Consider the following 16,557-nt stretch of genomic DNA (forward strand, 5'->3'; position numbering starts at 1 on the left):
AAATGCAAAACTGGAAAAAGATTATTATATGGTTCCTACCCCTGGTAATTGCCATCATTTCCCTTGGTGTAGGACGCTTTGAAGTTGGCATCGAGCAGATATTAAAAATTCTTGCTTCACAGATTTTCCCTATAGAACCGACATGGACAGAGATGGAAGAAACGGTTATTATCAATATTCGCTTGCCACGTATTCTTCTCGCATTGTTAATTGGTGGAGGTTTGGCTATTGCAGGTGCTAGCTTTCAAGGAATGTTTGGTAATCCCCTAGTATCACCAGATATTTTAGGTGTTTCTGCGGGAGCTGGCTTTGGTGCTTCTCTTGGAATATTATTGTTTGGGCAAAATTTTGCTACACAGATAATGGCATTGCTTTTTGGATTAGGTGCCATTGGCTTTACATTTTTAATTGCCGGCGCACGCAAAAATGCCCCTATATTTATGTTTGTCTTAGCGGGTGTTATTACATCGGCACTGTTTAATGCGCTTATTTCGTTAACTAAATTTGTAGCTGATCCAGAAGAAAAGCTACCTGCCATTACCTATTGGCTGATGGGAAGCTTAGGAACAGTTACTTATAAAGATTTATATATAGGCGGACCATTGATTATTATCGGTATGTTAATACTTTATTTCCTAAGGTGGCGATTAAATATTTTAACCCTCCCAGAGGATGAGGCAAAATCAATGGGAATTTCCGTAGTTCCTTTAAAATGGATGATTATCTTCGGTGCTACATTGATTACTGCGGTATCTGTTGCGGTTGCAGGAATTGTAGGCTGGGTTGGTTTAATTATCCCACATGTTGCTCGTATGCTTGTGGGGAATAATAATCAGCATGTGCTACCAATGTCGATTGCTATAGGAAGTATGTATTTGTTAGTAATTGATAATTTAGCACGTTCTATAACAGCAACAGAAATACCTTTATCCATTTTAACAGCGATTATAGGCGCACCATTCTTTGCTTATTTACTGCGTAAATCTGGAGGTGGATGGGCGTGATAATTGAAGTGAAAAATGGCAATTTTTATTATAAAAAGCGTCATAAGAAATCTCAAAATCTTTATATGAACAATATTAATTTTACACTGGAACCAGGACAGATTATGGCTATTCTTGGTCCTAATGGTGCTGGAAAGACAACAATGCTTAAATGTATTACAGGATTACTAGAGTGGAAGCAGGGAGAAACCTATATAGATGGCAAGCCATTGTCTACTGTCAAGCGTAAGGAGCTTTGGCAACGTATTGGCTATGTACCGCAAGCTCATAAAATGGTATTTGGTTTTACAATAGAAGAGCTTGTTGTAATGGGACGAGCCCCTTTTATTAGTACATTAGCCCAACCATCAAAAAAAGATTTAGAAGCGGCACATTTGGCACTAGATACAATTGGTATTGTCCATTTAGCCAAAAAATCATGTAATGAGGTAAGTGGTGGGGAGTTACAATTAGCTTTAATAGCACGTACATTGGTTGCCGATCCAGAAATACTTATTTTAGATGAACCCGAGTCCCATTTGGATATTCAAAAACAAATTATTATTTTACAAACAATTAAGCAATTAGCAAGAGAGCGTGGCATTTCTTGTATTATTAACACGCATTATCCTAATCATGCCTTTTATTTAGCTGATCGGGTTCTAATGACGGCAAAGGATAAGGATGTTGTATATGGTACTGTACATGAAATAATGACGGAGGAGAGAATGCAGTCGTTTTTTGGTATAGAGCTAAAAAAAATACTATATGAGGAAGAGAATTATGTAGTAGAAACGATGGTGCCACGTGCATTAGGTGCAGAAAAATAAGAACGAAAATGATAGTCAGCATGTAGTTGTTTTCTAACTACATGCTTTTTAGTGTTGAAAAACAAAATAGTCAATTGAAAGGTAGAAATGGATTTCCGTTGCAGGCTACTTGCTCGCCTGTCTCGCTATCTCATGGGAGTCAAGTAGCCCTCAACTCCAACCCACTTTTTAGCAAATGTTTTCAAATAAAGTGAAGGTGTTCACTACTCTTTATGAAGAGGTGTTGTCACGCATTACTTCTCCACATTGAAAATAAAAATCCTATCCCCCTAAGAATACAAATAATGGTGATTTGATTGCTATACTAGTATGAAAAAAGTAAAGACATTTTGCAGAATGGTTGATTGGAGTGGAGCCAGCGTTACTCCTAGGGGATTTAGCGTCACAGATTAGACCCTGGAGCGAACGTAGGTGAGTGAAGCGGCTCATCGGACGCCCCCTGGAAAGGACGCTGGCGGAACGGAAATCAACCTCACATCTTGCAAAGTTGCTTTTTCTACCGTTGACATCATCTTTTTTCAGCATGTAGTGGTATTCTAACTACATGCTTTTTAGCTATTTTACTGTATTTGCTTGATGCGTGAGTCAGCTACAGAAAAGGTTACAAAGAAAATGGTAAGCAATTATTGATGGGAAAGATTTGGTAGTGGTATTGGCTTCAAATATTATTTCTATCATTTACAAGCTCCTTTGATTATTCTGAATAATCGATAAATGCTATAATGATAGCATTGTAGAAAGTAAGGGAGGATTTCATAATGGAGCTTAATTTAACAGGGAAAGTAGCAATTATAACAGGATCGAGTAAAGGAATTGGCTATTACACGGCCATGCAGCTTGTCAAAGAGGGGGCACAGGTTGTTCTATGCGCACGTGGGGAAAAACAGCTGCAAGTGGCTGCTGGATGTATAAAAAATGAAACAGGCGTAGATGTTTTAATTGTTCCAACTGATATTACAAAAGAAAAAGATTGTAAGTATCTAATTGAGCGTACTATCGAACATTATGGACGTGTTGATATACTTATTAATAATGCGGGTACAGCTTCAGCAAATCCCTTTGAATCGGTGAGTAGTGAGCTGTGGCAAGCAGATTTAGATTTAAAGGTATTTGGAGCTATTCATTGTTCAAAATATGCTGCGCCATATATGCGTAAGGCTGGGGGCGGTGCAATTGTTAATGTGACAGCCGTGATGGCTAAAACTCCACCTGCAAGCTCACTTCCTACTACTGTGAGTCGTGCTGCGGGGCTTGCCTTGACAAAAGCGATGAGCAAGGATTTAGGGAAGGATAATATTCGAGTAAACTCTGTATGTATAGGACTTATTCGTAGTGATCAAATCGAAAAGAAATGGAAAAAGGAAGAACCAAATTTATCGTGGGAAGAATATTCTCGTAAAGTGGGGCAAGCTATTCCACTTGGTCGTGTAGGTGATACGCAAGAAGCCGCAAACGTTATCACTTTTTTAGTATCTGATGCGGCAAGTTATGTTACAGGAACTGCTGTTAATATTGATGGTGGCTCTGGTCACGCATTATAAAGAGGCTAATATTTTTGAAGAAAAGAAATTTTAATGATTGCCAATTAAAATATGATAAGACAATCTCTATATGTATCTTATTGATTATGAAGAAAGCCTTGCGCTTTCTTCTTTTCTATTGTTTTTCTAAAATTATAATAGACAGAAAATTCCTACAGATGTAGAATGAACGATATAGGGGGTGAAAAGTGGCGAAATGTTGAACGAAAATTTTGCTGCATTGTTGTTACGAGTTATTCGAATTATTGTTCAAATTGGCATACTTACTATTTTCTATTATATGGGGGTAGGCATTGTTTCTTATTTGCACATTCCTCTTCCTGGAAGCGTCATTGGATTACTGTTATTAGCACTTTCACTCAATTTTAAACTAATTAAGGTCGAATATATACAAGATGGAGCGGGCTTTTTAATTGGCATCTTAACGTTGTTTTTCATTCCAGCAACTGTAGGTGTTATTGATTACCCAGAACTCATGACAATCACTGGTCTGCTTATTATTTTAGCAGTTATTGTTAGTACGTTAATCTCTATCTATGTTACAGGATTGCTGACACAACTCATTGAAAAAAGAGAAATAGCGAAAAAAGAAAGCTCGAAAACTACGGTGGAAGAAGGAAAGGGGGAGTTAACTGTTGATTGAAGTACTTGTTGTTCTTAGCACCATTATCCTATTCATTTTATTTACAAAGCTCTATCAACGATTTCCTCATCCTATCATGATTCCTTTGGTCACCACTACGATTGTCAGTGCAGTGATCTTACTTGTTTTTGATATTCCATATACAACTTATATGGAAGGTGGAGAATGGCTTCAGAAAATGCTTGGGCCAGCTGTTGTGGCACTTGCATATCCTCTCTATAATCAACGAGCCATTATTATGAAATATAAGTATTCTATTTTATCAGGGCTTTTAATCGGCATGATAACAGGCTTGGTAACCATTTTTGTGTTACTAAAATGGATTGGTGTAACATCTAGCTGGATGCTGACGGCCTTACCTAAATCGTTAACAACGCCTGTTGGGATGCAAGTGAGCGAAACGATTGGTGGCATTCCCCCTTTAACAGCTGTTTTTGTCATGATTGCGGGGTTTGTAGGGGCCATTATCGGACCATTAGTCATTAAGTATGGCAAAATCGACTCTGCTGTTAGTAGAGGTGTGGCAGTAGGTAGTTCTTCACATGGCGTAGGTCTTGTAAAATTAAGAGAATATGGGGAACAGGAATTATCAGTTGGTTCCTTATCGATGGGCTTAACGGCTATTATCGGAGCATTCTTCTGTCCTTTATTTGTATATTTATTTTTATAATACAATTGTCGCTTCGTGTAAAAAGGAGTTGTTGAAAAAAGATGATGTCAACGGCAGAAAAAGCAACTTTGCAAGGTGAGGGGTTGATTTCCGTTCCGCCAGCGTCCTTTCCAGGGGGCGTCCGATGAACCGCTTCACTCACTTCCGTTCGCTCCAGGGTCTCCTCTGTGACGCTCAATCCCCTAGGAGTAACGCTGGCTCCACTCCAATCAACCATTCTGCAAAGTGTCTTTACTTTTTTTCATAGTAGCATAGCAATTAAATCGCCCATTATTTGTATTCTTAGAGGGGATAGGCTCTTATTTTCAATGTGGAGAAGTGATGCGTGACAACACCTCTTCATAAAGAGTAGTGAACACCTTCACTTTATTTGAAAACCTTTGCTAAAAAGTCAGTGGGTTGAAGTGGAAGGCTACTTGACTCCCGTGGGATAGCGAGACAGGCAAAACTCTAAACGGAGCGGTAGCGGAGGAAGCGATTCGGCGCTCGCCCACAGGAAAGCAAGTAGCCTGCAACGGAAATCCATTTCTACCTTTCAATTGACAGTTTTGTTTTTCAACAATAAAAAGGAGTTGTCTCAAAAACTATTTGAGACAACTCCTTTAGCTTTTTTCAATAACCAATTGAATGGTATGGGCTAGTCCTGTGTGTAGCGTTCCTTCATGTCGAATCTGTTCACCTGTAAAAAAATGGATTATTTTATGTGTTTGACACCATTCCAGGACATTTAAAGGGTTATATAAAAAATCAAGCTGCTGTGGACCACCTGAGGCATACGGGAGTTGATAAATGGAATATAACTCCATCATGATTCGTCCTCCTGGTTTGACTGAATCGATAATTTTTTGTATAACAGTTCGTTGTTGCATGACTGGAAAATGTCCAAATACCATAATAGCTGCATCATATTTATTCACAGGAAGCTCATCCAGCAGTAAATCGGCTAGCACAGTTTGAACTGTAACATCGTGTTTCAATGCTAATTGTTCAGTTTTTTGAAGACCACTTTGTGCATAATCATAGGCAGTGACAGTATGTCCCTCTGAGGCTAAAAAAGCAGCATTACGTCCTTCACCCTCTGCATAAGCAGCGATAGTAGGGTAATCCTTCAAATAATATACATAATCTTGAATAAAGGCATTTGGATGTTCTCCATAGACATATTCTGTACTTTGAAAACGTTGATCCCATGTATTCATTTAGCTCACTCCCTTTTCTTTATTGTAGATAATAGTAGAGATATTGTAAAAGCAACTAATCGTTGTGAAAATGAAAAAAATTCTCACATAATATTCAATTACTATCTATTATGTAATGGAGAGAATAACCACAATTCACTCAGAACGAAAAGGTTTTTAGTGAGTATAATTTCCATATTCAGATCTACTCACTTCTATGTTTTATAAATGAAAAAGCTAGCCCTTTTTATTGAAGAGCTAGCTTGGATTTTTTAGAAAATTGGCTTACGTTCTTTGATAACACGAATTGTTTTTAATGTTGTATCTTCTGGTCCTTGAACTGGTAAACCTGCTTCAATATTCATTTGAATATAATGAATATTTTCTTGTGTAATTATTTCCCCGGGAATAAAAATAGGAATTCCAGGAGGATATACCATAATAAATTCTGCACAAATACAGTTATCTGCTTCTGCAAGAGGCACGACTTCTGTATCTGCATAAAAAGCATCACGTGGTGACATGGCAAGTGCTGGAATTTCTGGTACATTCACTACAGCCTCTGTTATAGCTGCTTCAGAATCAAATGCTTTTGACATACGAGTTAGTGCATTCACTAAAAGATTAATTTCCTTTTTTGTATCTCCTAAAGTCACTAAACATAAGATATTATAAAGGTCTGACAATTCTACTTCAATATTTGCATTATGACGCAACCATTCCTCAGCTCGATGACCAGAAATACCTAAATCTTTCACACTAATAAGAAGTTTTAATGGATCCATATCATAGGTCGCAGATGAGTGTAATTTTTCTTTACCTGCACATTTTAAATGCGGTATTTGATTGATGCGTTTACGAGCATCCTTTGCTAAACGCAGTGCATCGTCGATTAAATCGTATCCATGAATGGCTAGCTGACGTCGAGCTGTGTCAAGCGAAGCAAGTAATGGATAGGATGTCGATGTAGTTGTTAACATAGAAAATACAGCTTGTACACGTTTTGCAGAAACAAGACCTTCACGTACATTTAAAATAGACGTTTGTGTCATGGAGCCACCAAGCTTGTGTACGCTTGTTGCTGCCATGTCAGCACCTGCTTCCATAGCTGAATATGGTAAGTCATCATGGAATTTTATGTGTACACCGTGTGCTTCATCTACTACTACCGGAATATTACGGTCATGAGCAATCTCAACAATACGTTTTAAATCAGCAGTAAAGCCAAAATATGTCGGATTAATCACAAGTACTGCCTTTGTATCTGGATAAGCATTCAACGCTTTTTCAACAGCTTCTGGAGATATGCCATGCGAAATCCCATATTCGCTGTCGACTTCAGGATGAATAAAAATTGGAATGGCACCAGCGAATACGATCGCTGACATAATAGATTTATGAACATTCCGTGGCACTAGAATTTTATCACCTGGACCGACGACGGTCAGAATCATCGTCATGATGGCGCCACTAGTACCTTGAACGGAAAAGAATGTATGATCAGCACCAAAGGCTTCAGCTGCTAGGTTTTGGGCTTCTTTTATAGCACCCTTTGGTGAATGTAAATCGTCTAGTGGAGCAATATTAATTAAATCAATTGATAAAACGTTGTCGCCGACGAATTCTCGGAAAGCAGGATCCATTCCTTGCCCTTTCTTATGGCCTGGAATATGGAACTGAATGGGATGTCTGTTCCGATGTTTTAGTAATACGTCGAACAATGGAGTCTCTAATTGTGACAACGCAGGTACCACCTCACTTTATAATATCTAAGAAAACAAATGAATTATAGCACCTAACGACACGAAAAAATAGGCTTTTCCTAAAAAATAAAAGGATTTTTTTCAGGATATCGAGAAAATAGTATTGAACGAAAGGGGAGGTACTATGAATTGGAATACACGGGTGACGGATCTTTTACAGGTTAAATACCCAATTATTCAAGGAGGATTGGCTTATTTAGCCTACGCTGATTTAGCAGCAGCTGTGTCGAATGCTGGTGGTCTAGGTCAAATAACGGCCATGAGTTTACGAGATCCCGATTTGTTACGAGCAGAGATCCATAAAGTACGAACATTGACTGATAAACCATTTGGTGTGAATTTTGCGATTGGTATGCATGGTACAGGCTATGAGGATATGGTGCGTGTTGCTGTCGAAGAAAAAGTTCCTGTTGTAACAATGACGGGAGGAAATCCAGCACCTATATTTGATTTGCTGGCAGACACGGACATAAAAAAATTAGTCCTTGTAGCTGCTCGTAGACAAGCTCAAAAGGCTGAGCAGCTAGGAGCAGATGCTGTGATGGTTGTGGGTCAAGAGGGCGGCGGTCATTTGGGACGTGATGATGTAGGTACAATGGTACTTGTTCCTCAAGTAGCTGATAGTGTGAAAATTCCTGTCATTGCTTCTGGAGGAATTGGCGATGGTCGGGGCTGGATGGCGGCTCACGCGCTGGGAGCTGAAGGCATTGAAATGGGCACTCGTTTTATAGCAACACGAGAATGTGTCGATGCTTCAGAGGCTTATAAAGAGGCGCTACTTGCAAGCACGGAGGCCGATACAACTATTATTAAGCGTTCTATTGGTGCACCAGCTCGAGCTTTACGCAATGAATTTACGGCTAAGATTTTAGAAATTGAAGAAAAAACACCAACATATGAGGCGTTGAAAGAATATATAGGTGGTTCAGCCAACAAGCGTTTTATTTATGACGGTGATAAGAATCAGGGCTTTGGCTGGGCTGGGCAGGTAACAGGAATGATTCACGATATCCCAACCGTTGAAGACCTCATCAAGCGAATGGTTGCAGAAGCTGAAAGTATACGGTTAAAATGGGGGCAATAACGTAAAGGTGGTTTTGTCGAATGGAATATTCTTATCCGTTTTCAACTGATTGGTCCACAGAGGAGATTGTGGATGTTGTTCAATTCTTCGAGGGGATTGAGAAAGCTTATGAAAAGGGCATCAAGCGTGAAGTCATGCTGGCTAAATATCGACGCTTTAAAGAGATTGTGCCTTCCCAAGCACAGGAAAAGTCAATATTTCGTGAATTTGAAGAGGCAAGTGGATATATTAGCTATCCTGTCGTAAAGCAAACAAAGGAAGCCGAAGATGGGATGATCATAAAAGTTGCCCCTAGAAACGGTCGATAAAAAAGTGGATGTGAGGTCAACTCACATCCACTTTTTATTTTTTTGTGTTAAAAAACGACATTTTGCATAAACTACATCAATAAAAAACTTTATAAGGTGAACTTAACCACATTTTTTAGTGGGGCTATTTTCCAACAATAACGTTGTAAAGAGGAAGTAAGCTGTTAAATGTGTCTTCTGTTAATTGTTGTAATTCACTTGCTGTTAGTTTTGTTGCTTGCTCTTTTTGAATGTGACGGCCAATTAAGAACTCACCCTTTTTGACATCTCGTAAGCGGATAAGCAGGTCTTCAAGCTTGTCTTCTTTTGCATCTCCGAGAGAAATGGCCTCTGGGGACATATGGTCTCCTGACACAATAAAATCATCTGGAAGCTGCTCAATTAAAGGTTTATGAGCTAGTAAACGCTCAGCCATAACATTTTTTTGTGGCGCTTCATAAATAATAGCTAAAACGATGAATAAATGTGTGTGCCATAGACCAATCTGAAAGTGAGGCAATGATTTATAACCTCTTTTATAGGGAGCGAAGGCAACCCAGCTATCTTTTGGCGGGTTAACAGTTCTTCGAGCATGTTTAGCAACATGTGGGAAGAATTCTTCACCTAAATGGCTGGAGAAATATGCAGAAAAATCTTCTCCTAGCTGATTAAATTTTGGACGTACATCCACATTTAAAGCATCCATTCTTTGTTCTAAACCGTCTATTGTAAAAACCTTAAAATCTTTGTTTGTCCACTTTATTTTTGGCAATTTTATTTTACTCCTTTCGTTTTATAAGGTTTATTTTACGCTGAATTTGGGAAAAAATCTTATAACAAGAACTTTATCAAATTAGAAAAGTTTTTGTGAAAAAATTAAAAAAAGGAAGTGTTTTTATGAAACCGATCGTAAAAATTATACGTAAAGTTGACATTGAAAAGCAATATGAGCATATTTTACAATTAGAATTAGATTATGAATTAGCTTCACTCTTTGCAGCAATGAATGAAAAAAATGACACTGAAATTGAAAAAAGTAAAAAACGTCTGGCAGAAATTCAGATGGAACTTGAAAGTTTTCACGCCTATGCGTAATCAAAATCTAATACCCATTTAAAAAATCACTTGCTGAATATTCCGACAGCAGGTGATTTTTATTGTGACAAAGGGTAAAATAGAAATTATATCATAAGGTAGTACTAGGTTTTATATAGCAAAAAAGTTATGAAGTAGTGGGAAAAGGTATCATGGACATACGGGAGCGAGAAATATAGAAGGCCTTTTCTTATATTCGAAGGGTGGGTTATTAGTGGATTTACAACAAATTGATGAATTTGCAAAAGATATCATTTTTGAAGCTGGGAGACGTATTCGAGAGGCTTTTTCGTATAATCTAGTTATTGAGACAAAATCAGGTGCAAATGACCTTGTTACCAATATTGATCGAGAGACTGAATTATTTTTTATTGAGCAAATTAAAGCTTTTGATCCAACCCACAAAATCTTAGGGGAAGAAGGAATGGGCGAGCAGGTTAAATCGCTTGATGGTGTAGTTTGGATTATTGATCCGATTGATGGCACGATGAATTTCGTCAAACAGCATCGTCATTTTATGATTTCGATAGGTATTTTTGTAAATGGCGTAGGAAAGTTAGGTTACATATTTGATGTCATGCGAGAGGATTTGTTTAATGCCATCGAAGGTCAAGGAGCATGGTATAATGATTCACCATTGCGTAAACTACAGTCTGTTACAATGGAGGAGTCTGTTATTGGGATTAATGCACATTGGGTAGCACCTAATCGACATATTCACCATGAAAAGGTGATAGATATGGTTCGTAAAGTTCGAGGTACACGGTCCTACGGCTCAGCAGCAATGGAAATTGCATTTGTGGTTAGTGGTAAATTAGATGCCTATGTCTCTATGCGTTTAGCACCATGGGATATTGCAGGGGGTACCATCATTGCTCAGGAAGTTGGAGCAGTTGCTACAAATTTACATGGTGAGGGCTTTGATTTCCTTCATCAGGATACGTTTATTATCGCCAATCCGGCTATTCATAAAGAATTATTAGAAAAATATATAGTGCCGTATGAATAAAAAGGAGCCGTCTATTTACTAGACAGCTCCTTTTTATGTTGCTTAAAGTAATCCTTGCGCACGTAGTTTACGCTTCATTTTAAAGGCTGTCATGAAAATGACACAAGTAGCCACAATACCAGCTATTGCACCAAATACACTACTAGCTGCAACAGAGTAACCGATAGCACACATTGCTAATACAGCAGCTAATGCGTAGATGGCCATTACAATTTTTGCACGATTCATAGCCTAGCCTCCTATATAAAAAATTTGTCGATCAAATATATTTTTTAGAATGATGGAAATTCTAATAAGGACATTTCTATCCTTCTTGTGCTATAATATCACAGTTAAACATTCGAAAAAAGAATATGGAGTGGAATAATGACAAACTTACGTCAAGATCTTCGCAATATCGCAATTATCGCCCACGTTGACCATGGTAAAACTACCTTAGTCGACCAATTACTAAAACAATCAGGTACATTCCGTTCAAACGAACGTGTTGAAGAACGTGCAATGGACTCTAATGATATTGAACGCGAACGTGGTATTACGATTTTAGCTAAAAATACAGCAGTAAACTATGAGGGAACTCGTATCAACATCCTTGATACGCCTGGACACGCTGACTTCGGTGGTGAGGTAGAACGTATTTTAAAAATGGTAGACGGCGTTTTACTAGTTGTCGATGCGTATGAAGGTTGTATGCCTCAAACACGTTTCGTATTGAAAAAAGCATTGGAACAACGTCTAACACCAATCGTTGTTGTTAATAAAGTAGACAAAGATTCAGCTCGTCCACTAGAAGTAGTAGATGAAGTGCTTGAATTATTTATCGAGCTAGGTGCAGATGATGATCAATTAGACTTCCCTGTAGTTTATGCTTCAGGTGTAAATGGTACAGCTTCTTTGGATGCGGATCCGTCTAAACAAGAAGAAAATATGAAATGTCTATTCGAAAAAATTATCGAAGCTATTCCAGCACCAGTTGATAACTCAGAAGACCCATTACAATTCCAAGTAGCTCTACTTGACTATAATGACTTCGTTGGACGTATCGGAATTGGTCGTGTATTCCGTGGAACAATTTCTGTAGGTCAACAAGTTGCCCTAATGAAATTAGACGGTACAGTGAAAAACTTCCGTGTAACGAAAATCTTTGGTTTCTTCGGTTTAAAACGTGAAGAAGTAGAGACAGCAAAAGCTGGTGATTTAATCGCCGTTTCAGGTATGGAAGATATCAACGTTGGTGAAACAGTTTGTCCTGTTGAGCACCAAGAAGCGCTTACACCATTACGTATCGATGAGCCAACTTTACAAATGACGTTTTTAGTAAACAATTCTCCATTCGCAGGTCGTGAAGGGAAATGGGTTACTTCTCGTAAAGTAGAAGAGCGTTTACGTGCGCAATTACAAACGGACGTATCTTTACGTGTTGAAGATACGGATTCTCCAGATGCTTGGACAGTTTCAGGTCGTGGTGAGCTTCACCTATCAATTCTTATCGAAAATATGCGTCGTGAAGGTTTCGAATTACAAGTATCTAAACCGCAAGTAATCGTGCGTGAAATCGACGGTGTAAAATGTGAACCATTCGAACGCGTTCAAATCGATGTTCCAGAAGAAAATGTTGGTTCAATTATTGAATCGATTGGTACACGTAAAGGTGAAATGCTTGATATGGTGAACAACGGCAGTGGTCAAGTTCGTTTAACGTTCTTAGTACCAGCGCGTGGTTTGATCGGTTATACGACTGAATTCATGTCTATGACAAAAGGTTTCGGTATCATCAATCATACGTTTGATTGCTACCAACCATTACTACCAGGTAAAATTGGTGGACGTCACCAAGGTGTACTAGTTTCAATGGAAACTGGTAAATCAACAACTTATGGGATGATGCAAATTGAAGACCGTGGTACACTGTTCTTAGAGCCAGGTACAGATATTTACGAAGGTATGATCGTTGGAGAAAATACTCGTGACGCTGATATCACTGTAAACATCACAAAAATGAAACAAAAAACAAACATCCGTTCAGCAAATAAAGACCAAACGAATGTTATTAAAAAACCACGTATTTTATCTTTAGAAGAAGCGCTTGAATACCTAGGTGATGATGAGTACTTAGAAATCACACCGGAATCTATTCGTCTGCGTAAAAAAATTCTTGATAAAAATGAACGTGAGAAAGCAGCGAAAAAATTACGTAACGCAGAACAATAATTTTCCGCTGACATGAAAGGAAGAGGAGTCTTGGATATTAAGTCCGCTTTATTGGGTGAACTAAATGTTATTCAAGTTGCTGCACAGACAAGTTCCGATGAAACAACAAGAGTTTATGGAAGAATGGCGGGTATAACTAGATTTTTATACGAAAATTTACCAAGCTATGAAATTGCAGGCTATGTTGTATTTCTTCTTGTATTTGCACTTTCTGCCATTGTCTATAAGTTAGGCTTTGCCAAGAAATTAAAACTATCTCAAAACATTATTATTTATGCGTTCCTATTTTTAGGTTGTATCATGCTTACGTTTTTCGCCCTATTCTTGCCAATGATCGAAGGTTTGATCGTAGCGGCCTTAATTTTAATCGTTTATAAAACAAGATTATGGCGTGAAAAAAGGGAAGAGCAACAAGCCACTAATCAGTAACAATTACGTACTTTGTAATAAGAACTTTTTATCGTGTGATAAACAGTCTTAGCGATTTTTAAGCTAAGGCTGTTTTTTTGTATGTATATCTTCTCCTCAAAATTTGTACGCCTGCTAAAAAAACACTACAAGCATCCATTTTTTCCGTTAGAGGGGAGAGTCTTCTACTTTTTTAGCACCAAAATATTACTGCTTCAAAATAAATTGATAGGCACCGAAATCTCCTTATGTGAATAAGTTAATGTCGATAGGCTTATTTTCATCATATCAAGGAGGAAAGGGAATGCGTTGGCTTACAAAAGGTTTATTATTAGGTGTCATTGCTTTGTTACTCCTTTCTTTGACGGCATGTAATAAAGCAGAGCTAGAAAAAGTCAAAGTAGGAGAAGTAACTCGTTCAATTTTCTATGCGCCTCAATATGTAGCGCTTGAGAAGGGATTCTTCGAGGAGGAGGGTCTTTCTGTTGAGCTACAAACGATTGCAGGTGGCGATAAAACGATGACGGCGTTACTGTCAGATGGAATTGATATAGCTTTAGTTGGGTCGGAGACGTCTATTTATGTCACATTACAAGGTGCTAATGATCCCATTCAAAATTTTGCACAGTTAACACAAACGGACGGTACCTTTTTAGTGGCAAGAGATAAGATGGATAATTTTTCGTGGGATCAATTGAAGGGCTCAACATTTTTGGGGCAACGTAAAGGTGGTATGCCACAAATGGCAGGTGAATTCGTGTTGAAAAAACATGGCATTGATCCTGTAAATGATTTAACGCTCATTCAAAATATTGATTTTGCTAACATTGCTACAGCTTTTGCATCAGGTACTGGTGACTATGTACAATTGTTTGAACCTACTGCAAGTGTCTTCGAGAAAGAAGGAAAAGGTTATATTGTAGCTTCGTTTGGAACAGAGTCTGGTAATCTCCCTTACACATCCTTTATGTCCAAAAGTAGTTATTTAAAGGATGAAGCTACATCTGTTCAAGCTTTTACAAATGCATTACAACGAGCACAGGATTTTGTACAAAATGAGAGTGCTGCTGAAGTAGCAAAGATTATTCAACCGTATTTTGAAAATGTAGATATAACGATAATTGAAACAGTCATTGAGCGGTATAAAGCACAAGGTTCTTATGCCACTGACCCAATCCTTGATGAAGGGGAGTGGGATAACTTGCAAACAATTATGGAGGAAGCAGGTGAACTTCCTCAACGAGTGGAGTATGAAAAACTTGTAAACACAACCTTTGCCAAAAAGGCTGCTGAGTAATATGGAATTTTTACAGCTGGAGAATATTCACCATAGTTATTTTTCAAGCACACAGGCAAAGGAAGTATTACGTGATATCAGTTTAGCCATTCATGAAGGAGAATTTGTTTCGTTTATTGGGCCGAGTGGCTGCGGTAAAACCACATTATTATCAATCATTGCAGGATTATTTCCTGCAACTGAAGGCAATGTCTATATAGATGGTGAAAAGCTATCAGCAAGTAATCAATCTAGTATTGGCTATATGCTTCAGCAGGATTATTTATTTCCTTGGAAGACCATTGAAGAAAACGTCACAATTGGCTTAAAAATAATGGAGCGTAGCCATAAAACACATAAAGTAACTGCCAATGCGTTGTTACAGGAAGTAGGATTACCTCATGTGGGGAACAATTATCCTCGAGAATTATCTGGAGGTATGAGACAACGTGTAGCACTTGCGCGTACCTTAGCTGTAAATCCTAAAATTTTACTATTAGATGAACCGTTTTCCGCGTTAGATTATCAATCGAAATTAAAGCTTGAGGATTTAGTGGTGGAAACTTTAAAAGCTTATAAAAAGACCGCTATTCTTGTGACACATGATATTGGCGAGGCAATCGCGATGAGTCAGCGTGTATTTTTATTTTCAGCAAACCCAGGGACAGTGCACAAGGTGTTTGAAATACCTAAAGCCCTTAGTGATCTATCACCTTTTGATGTAAGACAGCATCCAGCCTATTCAGATATTTTCCAAACTATTTGGAAGGAGCTGGAGAGCCTTGGATAACACATTATTTAAACAATATCAGCAATTGTTAAAAAAAGAAAAACGCTTCGTTCGATTATATCAGCTTATTATTCTCCTTATTTTCTTTGGGGGATGGGAGCTACTTTCAAGACTAGAATGGATTGATCGTTTAATTTTTAGCTCACCAACTCATGTATGGCATACATTTATTGAAAAAGTCAGTGATGGGTCTTTAACATTGCATGTTAGTGTTACATTAATGGAGACCGTGATTGGCTTTATAGCTGGGACTTTATTAGGAACTTTGATAGCTGTTGTCTTGTGGTGGTCTCCACTCCTATCAAAAATACTCGATCCATATTTAGTGATTTTAAACGCGATGCCAAAAGTTGCACTTGGTCCGATTTTGATTGTTGCGCTCGGTCCAGGTTATTTTTCCATCATAGCCATGGGTGCCTTAATTTCCATCATTATTACAACCATAGTAGTATATACAGCATTTAAAGGTGTCGATCCAAATTATAGTAAAGTGTTACAAACATTTGGGGCAACAAGATGGCAAATCTTTCGTGAGGTCATTTTGCCAGCCTCATTTCCTACAATCATTTCAACCTTGAAAGTGAATGTTGGCTTATCATGGGTAGGGGTTATTGTAGGAGAATTTTTAGTAGCTTCAAAAGGACTCGGTTATTTAATTATCTACGGCTTCCAAGTATTTAATTTTAACCTTGTCCTTATGTCACTTCTAATCATTGCCTTTTTTGCAACCATTATGTATCAAGTGGTGGAGCTGATTGAAAAGATAATCATAAAGAATAAGGCATAAGG

The 16,557-nt window shown here is 38.1% G+C and carries 18 protein-coding genes; 14 read left to right on the forward strand and 4 right to left on the reverse strand.

Going from position 1 to position 16,557, the window contains the following annotated elements; genetic code table 11:
* The first annotated feature begins 2 nt into the window (after positions 1–2).
* From JTI58_RS13475 to JTI58_RS13495, 5 genes are all read left to right on the forward strand, one after another.
* Positions 3–1,004: a FecCD family ABC transporter permease gene (locus JTI58_RS13475; protein ID WP_205441677.1), complete on the forward strand. Its 1,002-nt coding sequence runs from the start codon at positions 3–5 to the stop codon at positions 1,002–1,004.
* Positions 1,001–1,813, forward strand: a complete 813-nt coding sequence (locus JTI58_RS13480; protein ID WP_205441679.1) for an ABC transporter ATP-binding protein — start codon at positions 1,001–1,003, stop codon at positions 1,811–1,813. The genes JTI58_RS13475 and JTI58_RS13480 overlap by 4 nt, the downstream gene beginning before the upstream one ends.
* A 758-nt stretch (positions 1,814–2,571) precedes the next feature.
* The gene (locus tag JTI58_RS13485) at positions 2,572–3,354 is read left to right on the forward strand and encodes an SDR family NAD(P)-dependent oxidoreductase (protein ID WP_205441681.1); all 783 of its coding nucleotides are present in this window, start codon (positions 2,572–2,574) and stop codon (positions 3,352–3,354) included.
* A 196-nt stretch (positions 3,355–3,550) separates the two neighbouring features.
* A complete protein-coding gene (locus JTI58_RS13490) occupies positions 3,551–3,997 on the forward strand; it encodes a CidA/LrgA family protein (RefSeq protein WP_243456025.1) in 447 nt (148 codons plus the stop codon).
* Complete coding sequence (locus JTI58_RS13495) at positions 3,990–4,667, forward strand: LrgB family protein (RefSeq protein WP_205441691.1); 678 nt, start codon at positions 3,990–3,992, stop codon at positions 4,665–4,667. The genes JTI58_RS13490 and JTI58_RS13495 overlap by 8 nt, the downstream gene beginning before the upstream one ends.
* Positions 4,668–5,269: 602 nt before the next feature.
* On the opposite strand, the gene JTI58_RS13500 is transcribed toward JTI58_RS13495, so the two are convergent.
* Together JTI58_RS13500 and JTI58_RS13505 are read right to left on the reverse strand one after the other, a co-directional pair.
* On the reverse strand, positions 5,270–5,866 hold the full coding sequence (locus tag JTI58_RS13500; protein WP_205441693.1) for a class I SAM-dependent methyltransferase: 597 nt from the start codon (positions 5,864–5,866) through the stop codon (positions 5,270–5,272).
* 251 nt (positions 5,867–6,117) lie between these two features.
* Positions 6,118–7,587 carry an aminotransferase class I/II-fold pyridoxal phosphate-dependent enzyme gene (locus tag JTI58_RS13505; RefSeq protein ID WP_205441695.1) on the reverse strand — a complete coding sequence of 490 codons (1,470 nt, stop codon included), beginning with the start codon at positions 7,585–7,587 and terminating at the stop codon, positions 6,118–6,120.
* Between the two features lie 145 nt (positions 7,588–7,732).
* Here JTI58_RS13505 and JTI58_RS13510 point away from each other — a divergent pair, with 145 nt between their 5' ends.
* The gene (locus JTI58_RS13510; protein WP_205441697.1) at positions 7,733–8,692 is read left to right on the forward strand and encodes an NAD(P)H-dependent flavin oxidoreductase; all 960 of its coding nucleotides are present in this window, start codon (positions 7,733–7,735) and stop codon (positions 8,690–8,692) included.
* Between the two features lie 20 nt (positions 8,693–8,712).
* Positions 8,713–9,000, forward strand: coding sequence for a UPF0223 family protein (locus JTI58_RS13515; RefSeq protein WP_205441699.1), 288 nt, complete (start codon positions 8,713–8,715; stop codon positions 8,998–9,000).
* 124 nt (positions 9,001–9,124) lie between these two features.
* Here the strand turns inward: JTI58_RS13515 and JTI58_RS13520 are convergent, their stop codons facing one another.
* Positions 9,125–9,751 (reverse strand): YktB family protein, encoded by a 627-nt coding sequence (locus JTI58_RS13520; protein WP_205441701.1) that lies wholly within the window; start codon positions 9,749–9,751, stop codon positions 9,125–9,127.
* Positions 9,752–9,876: 125 nt separating this feature from the next.
* On the opposite strand from JTI58_RS13520, the gene JTI58_RS13525 reads away from it, so the two are divergent.
* Entirely contained in the window at positions 9,877–10,074 is a 198-nt protein-coding gene (locus JTI58_RS13525; RefSeq protein WP_205441703.1) for a hypothetical protein, read from the forward strand.
* A gap of 214 nt (positions 10,075–10,288) precedes the next feature.
* The gene (locus JTI58_RS13530; protein ID WP_205441705.1) at positions 10,289–11,083 is read left to right on the forward strand and encodes an inositol monophosphatase family protein; all 795 of its coding nucleotides are present in this window, start codon (positions 10,289–10,291) and stop codon (positions 11,081–11,083) included.
* Positions 11,084–11,125: 42 nt separating this feature from the next.
* Here JTI58_RS13530 and JTI58_RS13535 read toward each other — a convergent pair whose 3' ends face one another.
* Complete coding sequence (locus tag JTI58_RS13535; protein WP_205441707.1) at positions 11,126–11,311, reverse strand: DUF5325 family protein; 186 nt, start codon at positions 11,309–11,311, stop codon at positions 11,126–11,128.
* 138 nt (positions 11,312–11,449) lie between these two features.
* Here JTI58_RS13535 and typA point away from each other — a divergent pair, with 138 nt between their 5' ends.
* The 5 genes from typA to JTI58_RS13560 all read left to right on the forward strand — a co-directional run bounded on the left by typA (position 11,450) and on the right by JTI58_RS13560 (position 16,555).
* Entirely contained in the window at positions 11,450–13,294 is a 1,845-nt protein-coding gene (gene typA, locus JTI58_RS13540; protein WP_205441715.1) for a translational GTPase TypA, read from the forward strand.
* A 30-nt stretch (positions 13,295–13,324) separates the two neighbouring features.
* Positions 13,325–13,723 (forward strand): YlaH-like family protein, encoded by a 399-nt coding sequence (locus JTI58_RS13545; RefSeq protein ID WP_036125369.1) that lies wholly within the window; start codon positions 13,325–13,327, stop codon positions 13,721–13,723.
* A gap of 283 nt (positions 13,724–14,006) precedes the next feature.
* Positions 14,007–14,999 carry an ABC transporter substrate-binding protein gene (locus JTI58_RS13550; RefSeq protein ID WP_205441717.1) on the forward strand — a complete coding sequence of 331 codons (993 nt, stop codon included), beginning with the start codon at positions 14,007–14,009 and terminating at the stop codon, positions 14,997–14,999.
* A gap of 1 nt (position 15,000) precedes the next feature.
* Complete coding sequence (locus JTI58_RS13555) at positions 15,001–15,768, forward strand: ABC transporter ATP-binding protein (RefSeq protein WP_205441719.1); 768 nt, start codon at positions 15,001–15,003, stop codon at positions 15,766–15,768.
* Complete coding sequence (locus JTI58_RS13560) at positions 15,761–16,555, forward strand: ABC transporter permease (protein ID WP_205441721.1); 795 nt, start codon at positions 15,761–15,763, stop codon at positions 16,553–16,555. Before JTI58_RS13555 ends, JTI58_RS13560 begins: the two co-directional genes overlap by 8 nt.
* Positions 16,556–16,557 lie beyond the last annotated feature (2 nt).

The organism is Lysinibacillus fusiformis, assembly GCF_016925635.1.
Taxonomy (GTDB): domain Bacteria; phylum Bacillota; class Bacilli; order Bacillales_A; family Planococcaceae; genus Lysinibacillus; species Lysinibacillus fusiformis_F.

What these genes read in the sequence shown, in the direction of transcription:
- JTI58_RS13510 (WP_205441697.1), top strand. Translation starts at nt 7,733, where the DNA reads ATGAATTGGAATACACGGGTGACGGATCTTTTACAGGTTAAATACCCA.
- JTI58_RS13555 (WP_205441719.1), top strand. Translation starts at nt 15,001, where the DNA reads ATGGAATTTTTACAGCTGGAGAATATTCACCATAGTTATTTTTCAAGC.
- JTI58_RS13475 (WP_205441677.1), top strand. Translation starts at nt 3, where the DNA reads ATGCAAAACTGGAAAAAGATTATTATATGGTTCCTACCCCTGGTAATT.
- JTI58_RS13550 (WP_205441717.1), top strand. Translation starts at nt 14,007, where the DNA reads ATGCGTTGGCTTACAAAAGGTTTATTATTAGGTGTCATTGCTTTGTTA.
- JTI58_RS13485 (WP_205441681.1), top strand. Translation starts at nt 2,572, where the DNA reads ATGGAGCTTAATTTAACAGGGAAAGTAGCAATTATAACAGGATCGAGT.
- JTI58_RS13525 (WP_205441703.1), top strand. Translation starts at nt 9,877, where the DNA reads ATGAAACCGATCGTAAAAATTATACGTAAAGTTGACATTGAAAAGCAA.
- typA (WP_205441715.1), top strand. Translation starts at nt 11,450, where the DNA reads ATGACAAACTTACGTCAAGATCTTCGCAATATCGCAATTATCGCCCAC.
- JTI58_RS13500 (WP_205441693.1), bottom strand. Translation starts at nt 5,866, where the DNA reads ATGAATACATGGGATCAACGTTTTCAAAGTACAGAATATGTCTATGGA.
- JTI58_RS13515 (WP_205441699.1), top strand. Translation starts at nt 8,713, where the DNA reads ATGGAATATTCTTATCCGTTTTCAACTGATTGGTCCACAGAGGAGATT.
- JTI58_RS13535 (WP_205441707.1), bottom strand. Translation starts at nt 11,311, where the DNA reads ATGAATCGTGCAAAAATTGTAATGGCCATCTACGCATTAGCTGCTGTA.
- JTI58_RS13490 (WP_243456025.1), top strand. Translation starts at nt 3,551, where the DNA reads ATGTTGAACGAAAATTTTGCTGCATTGTTGTTACGAGTTATTCGAATT.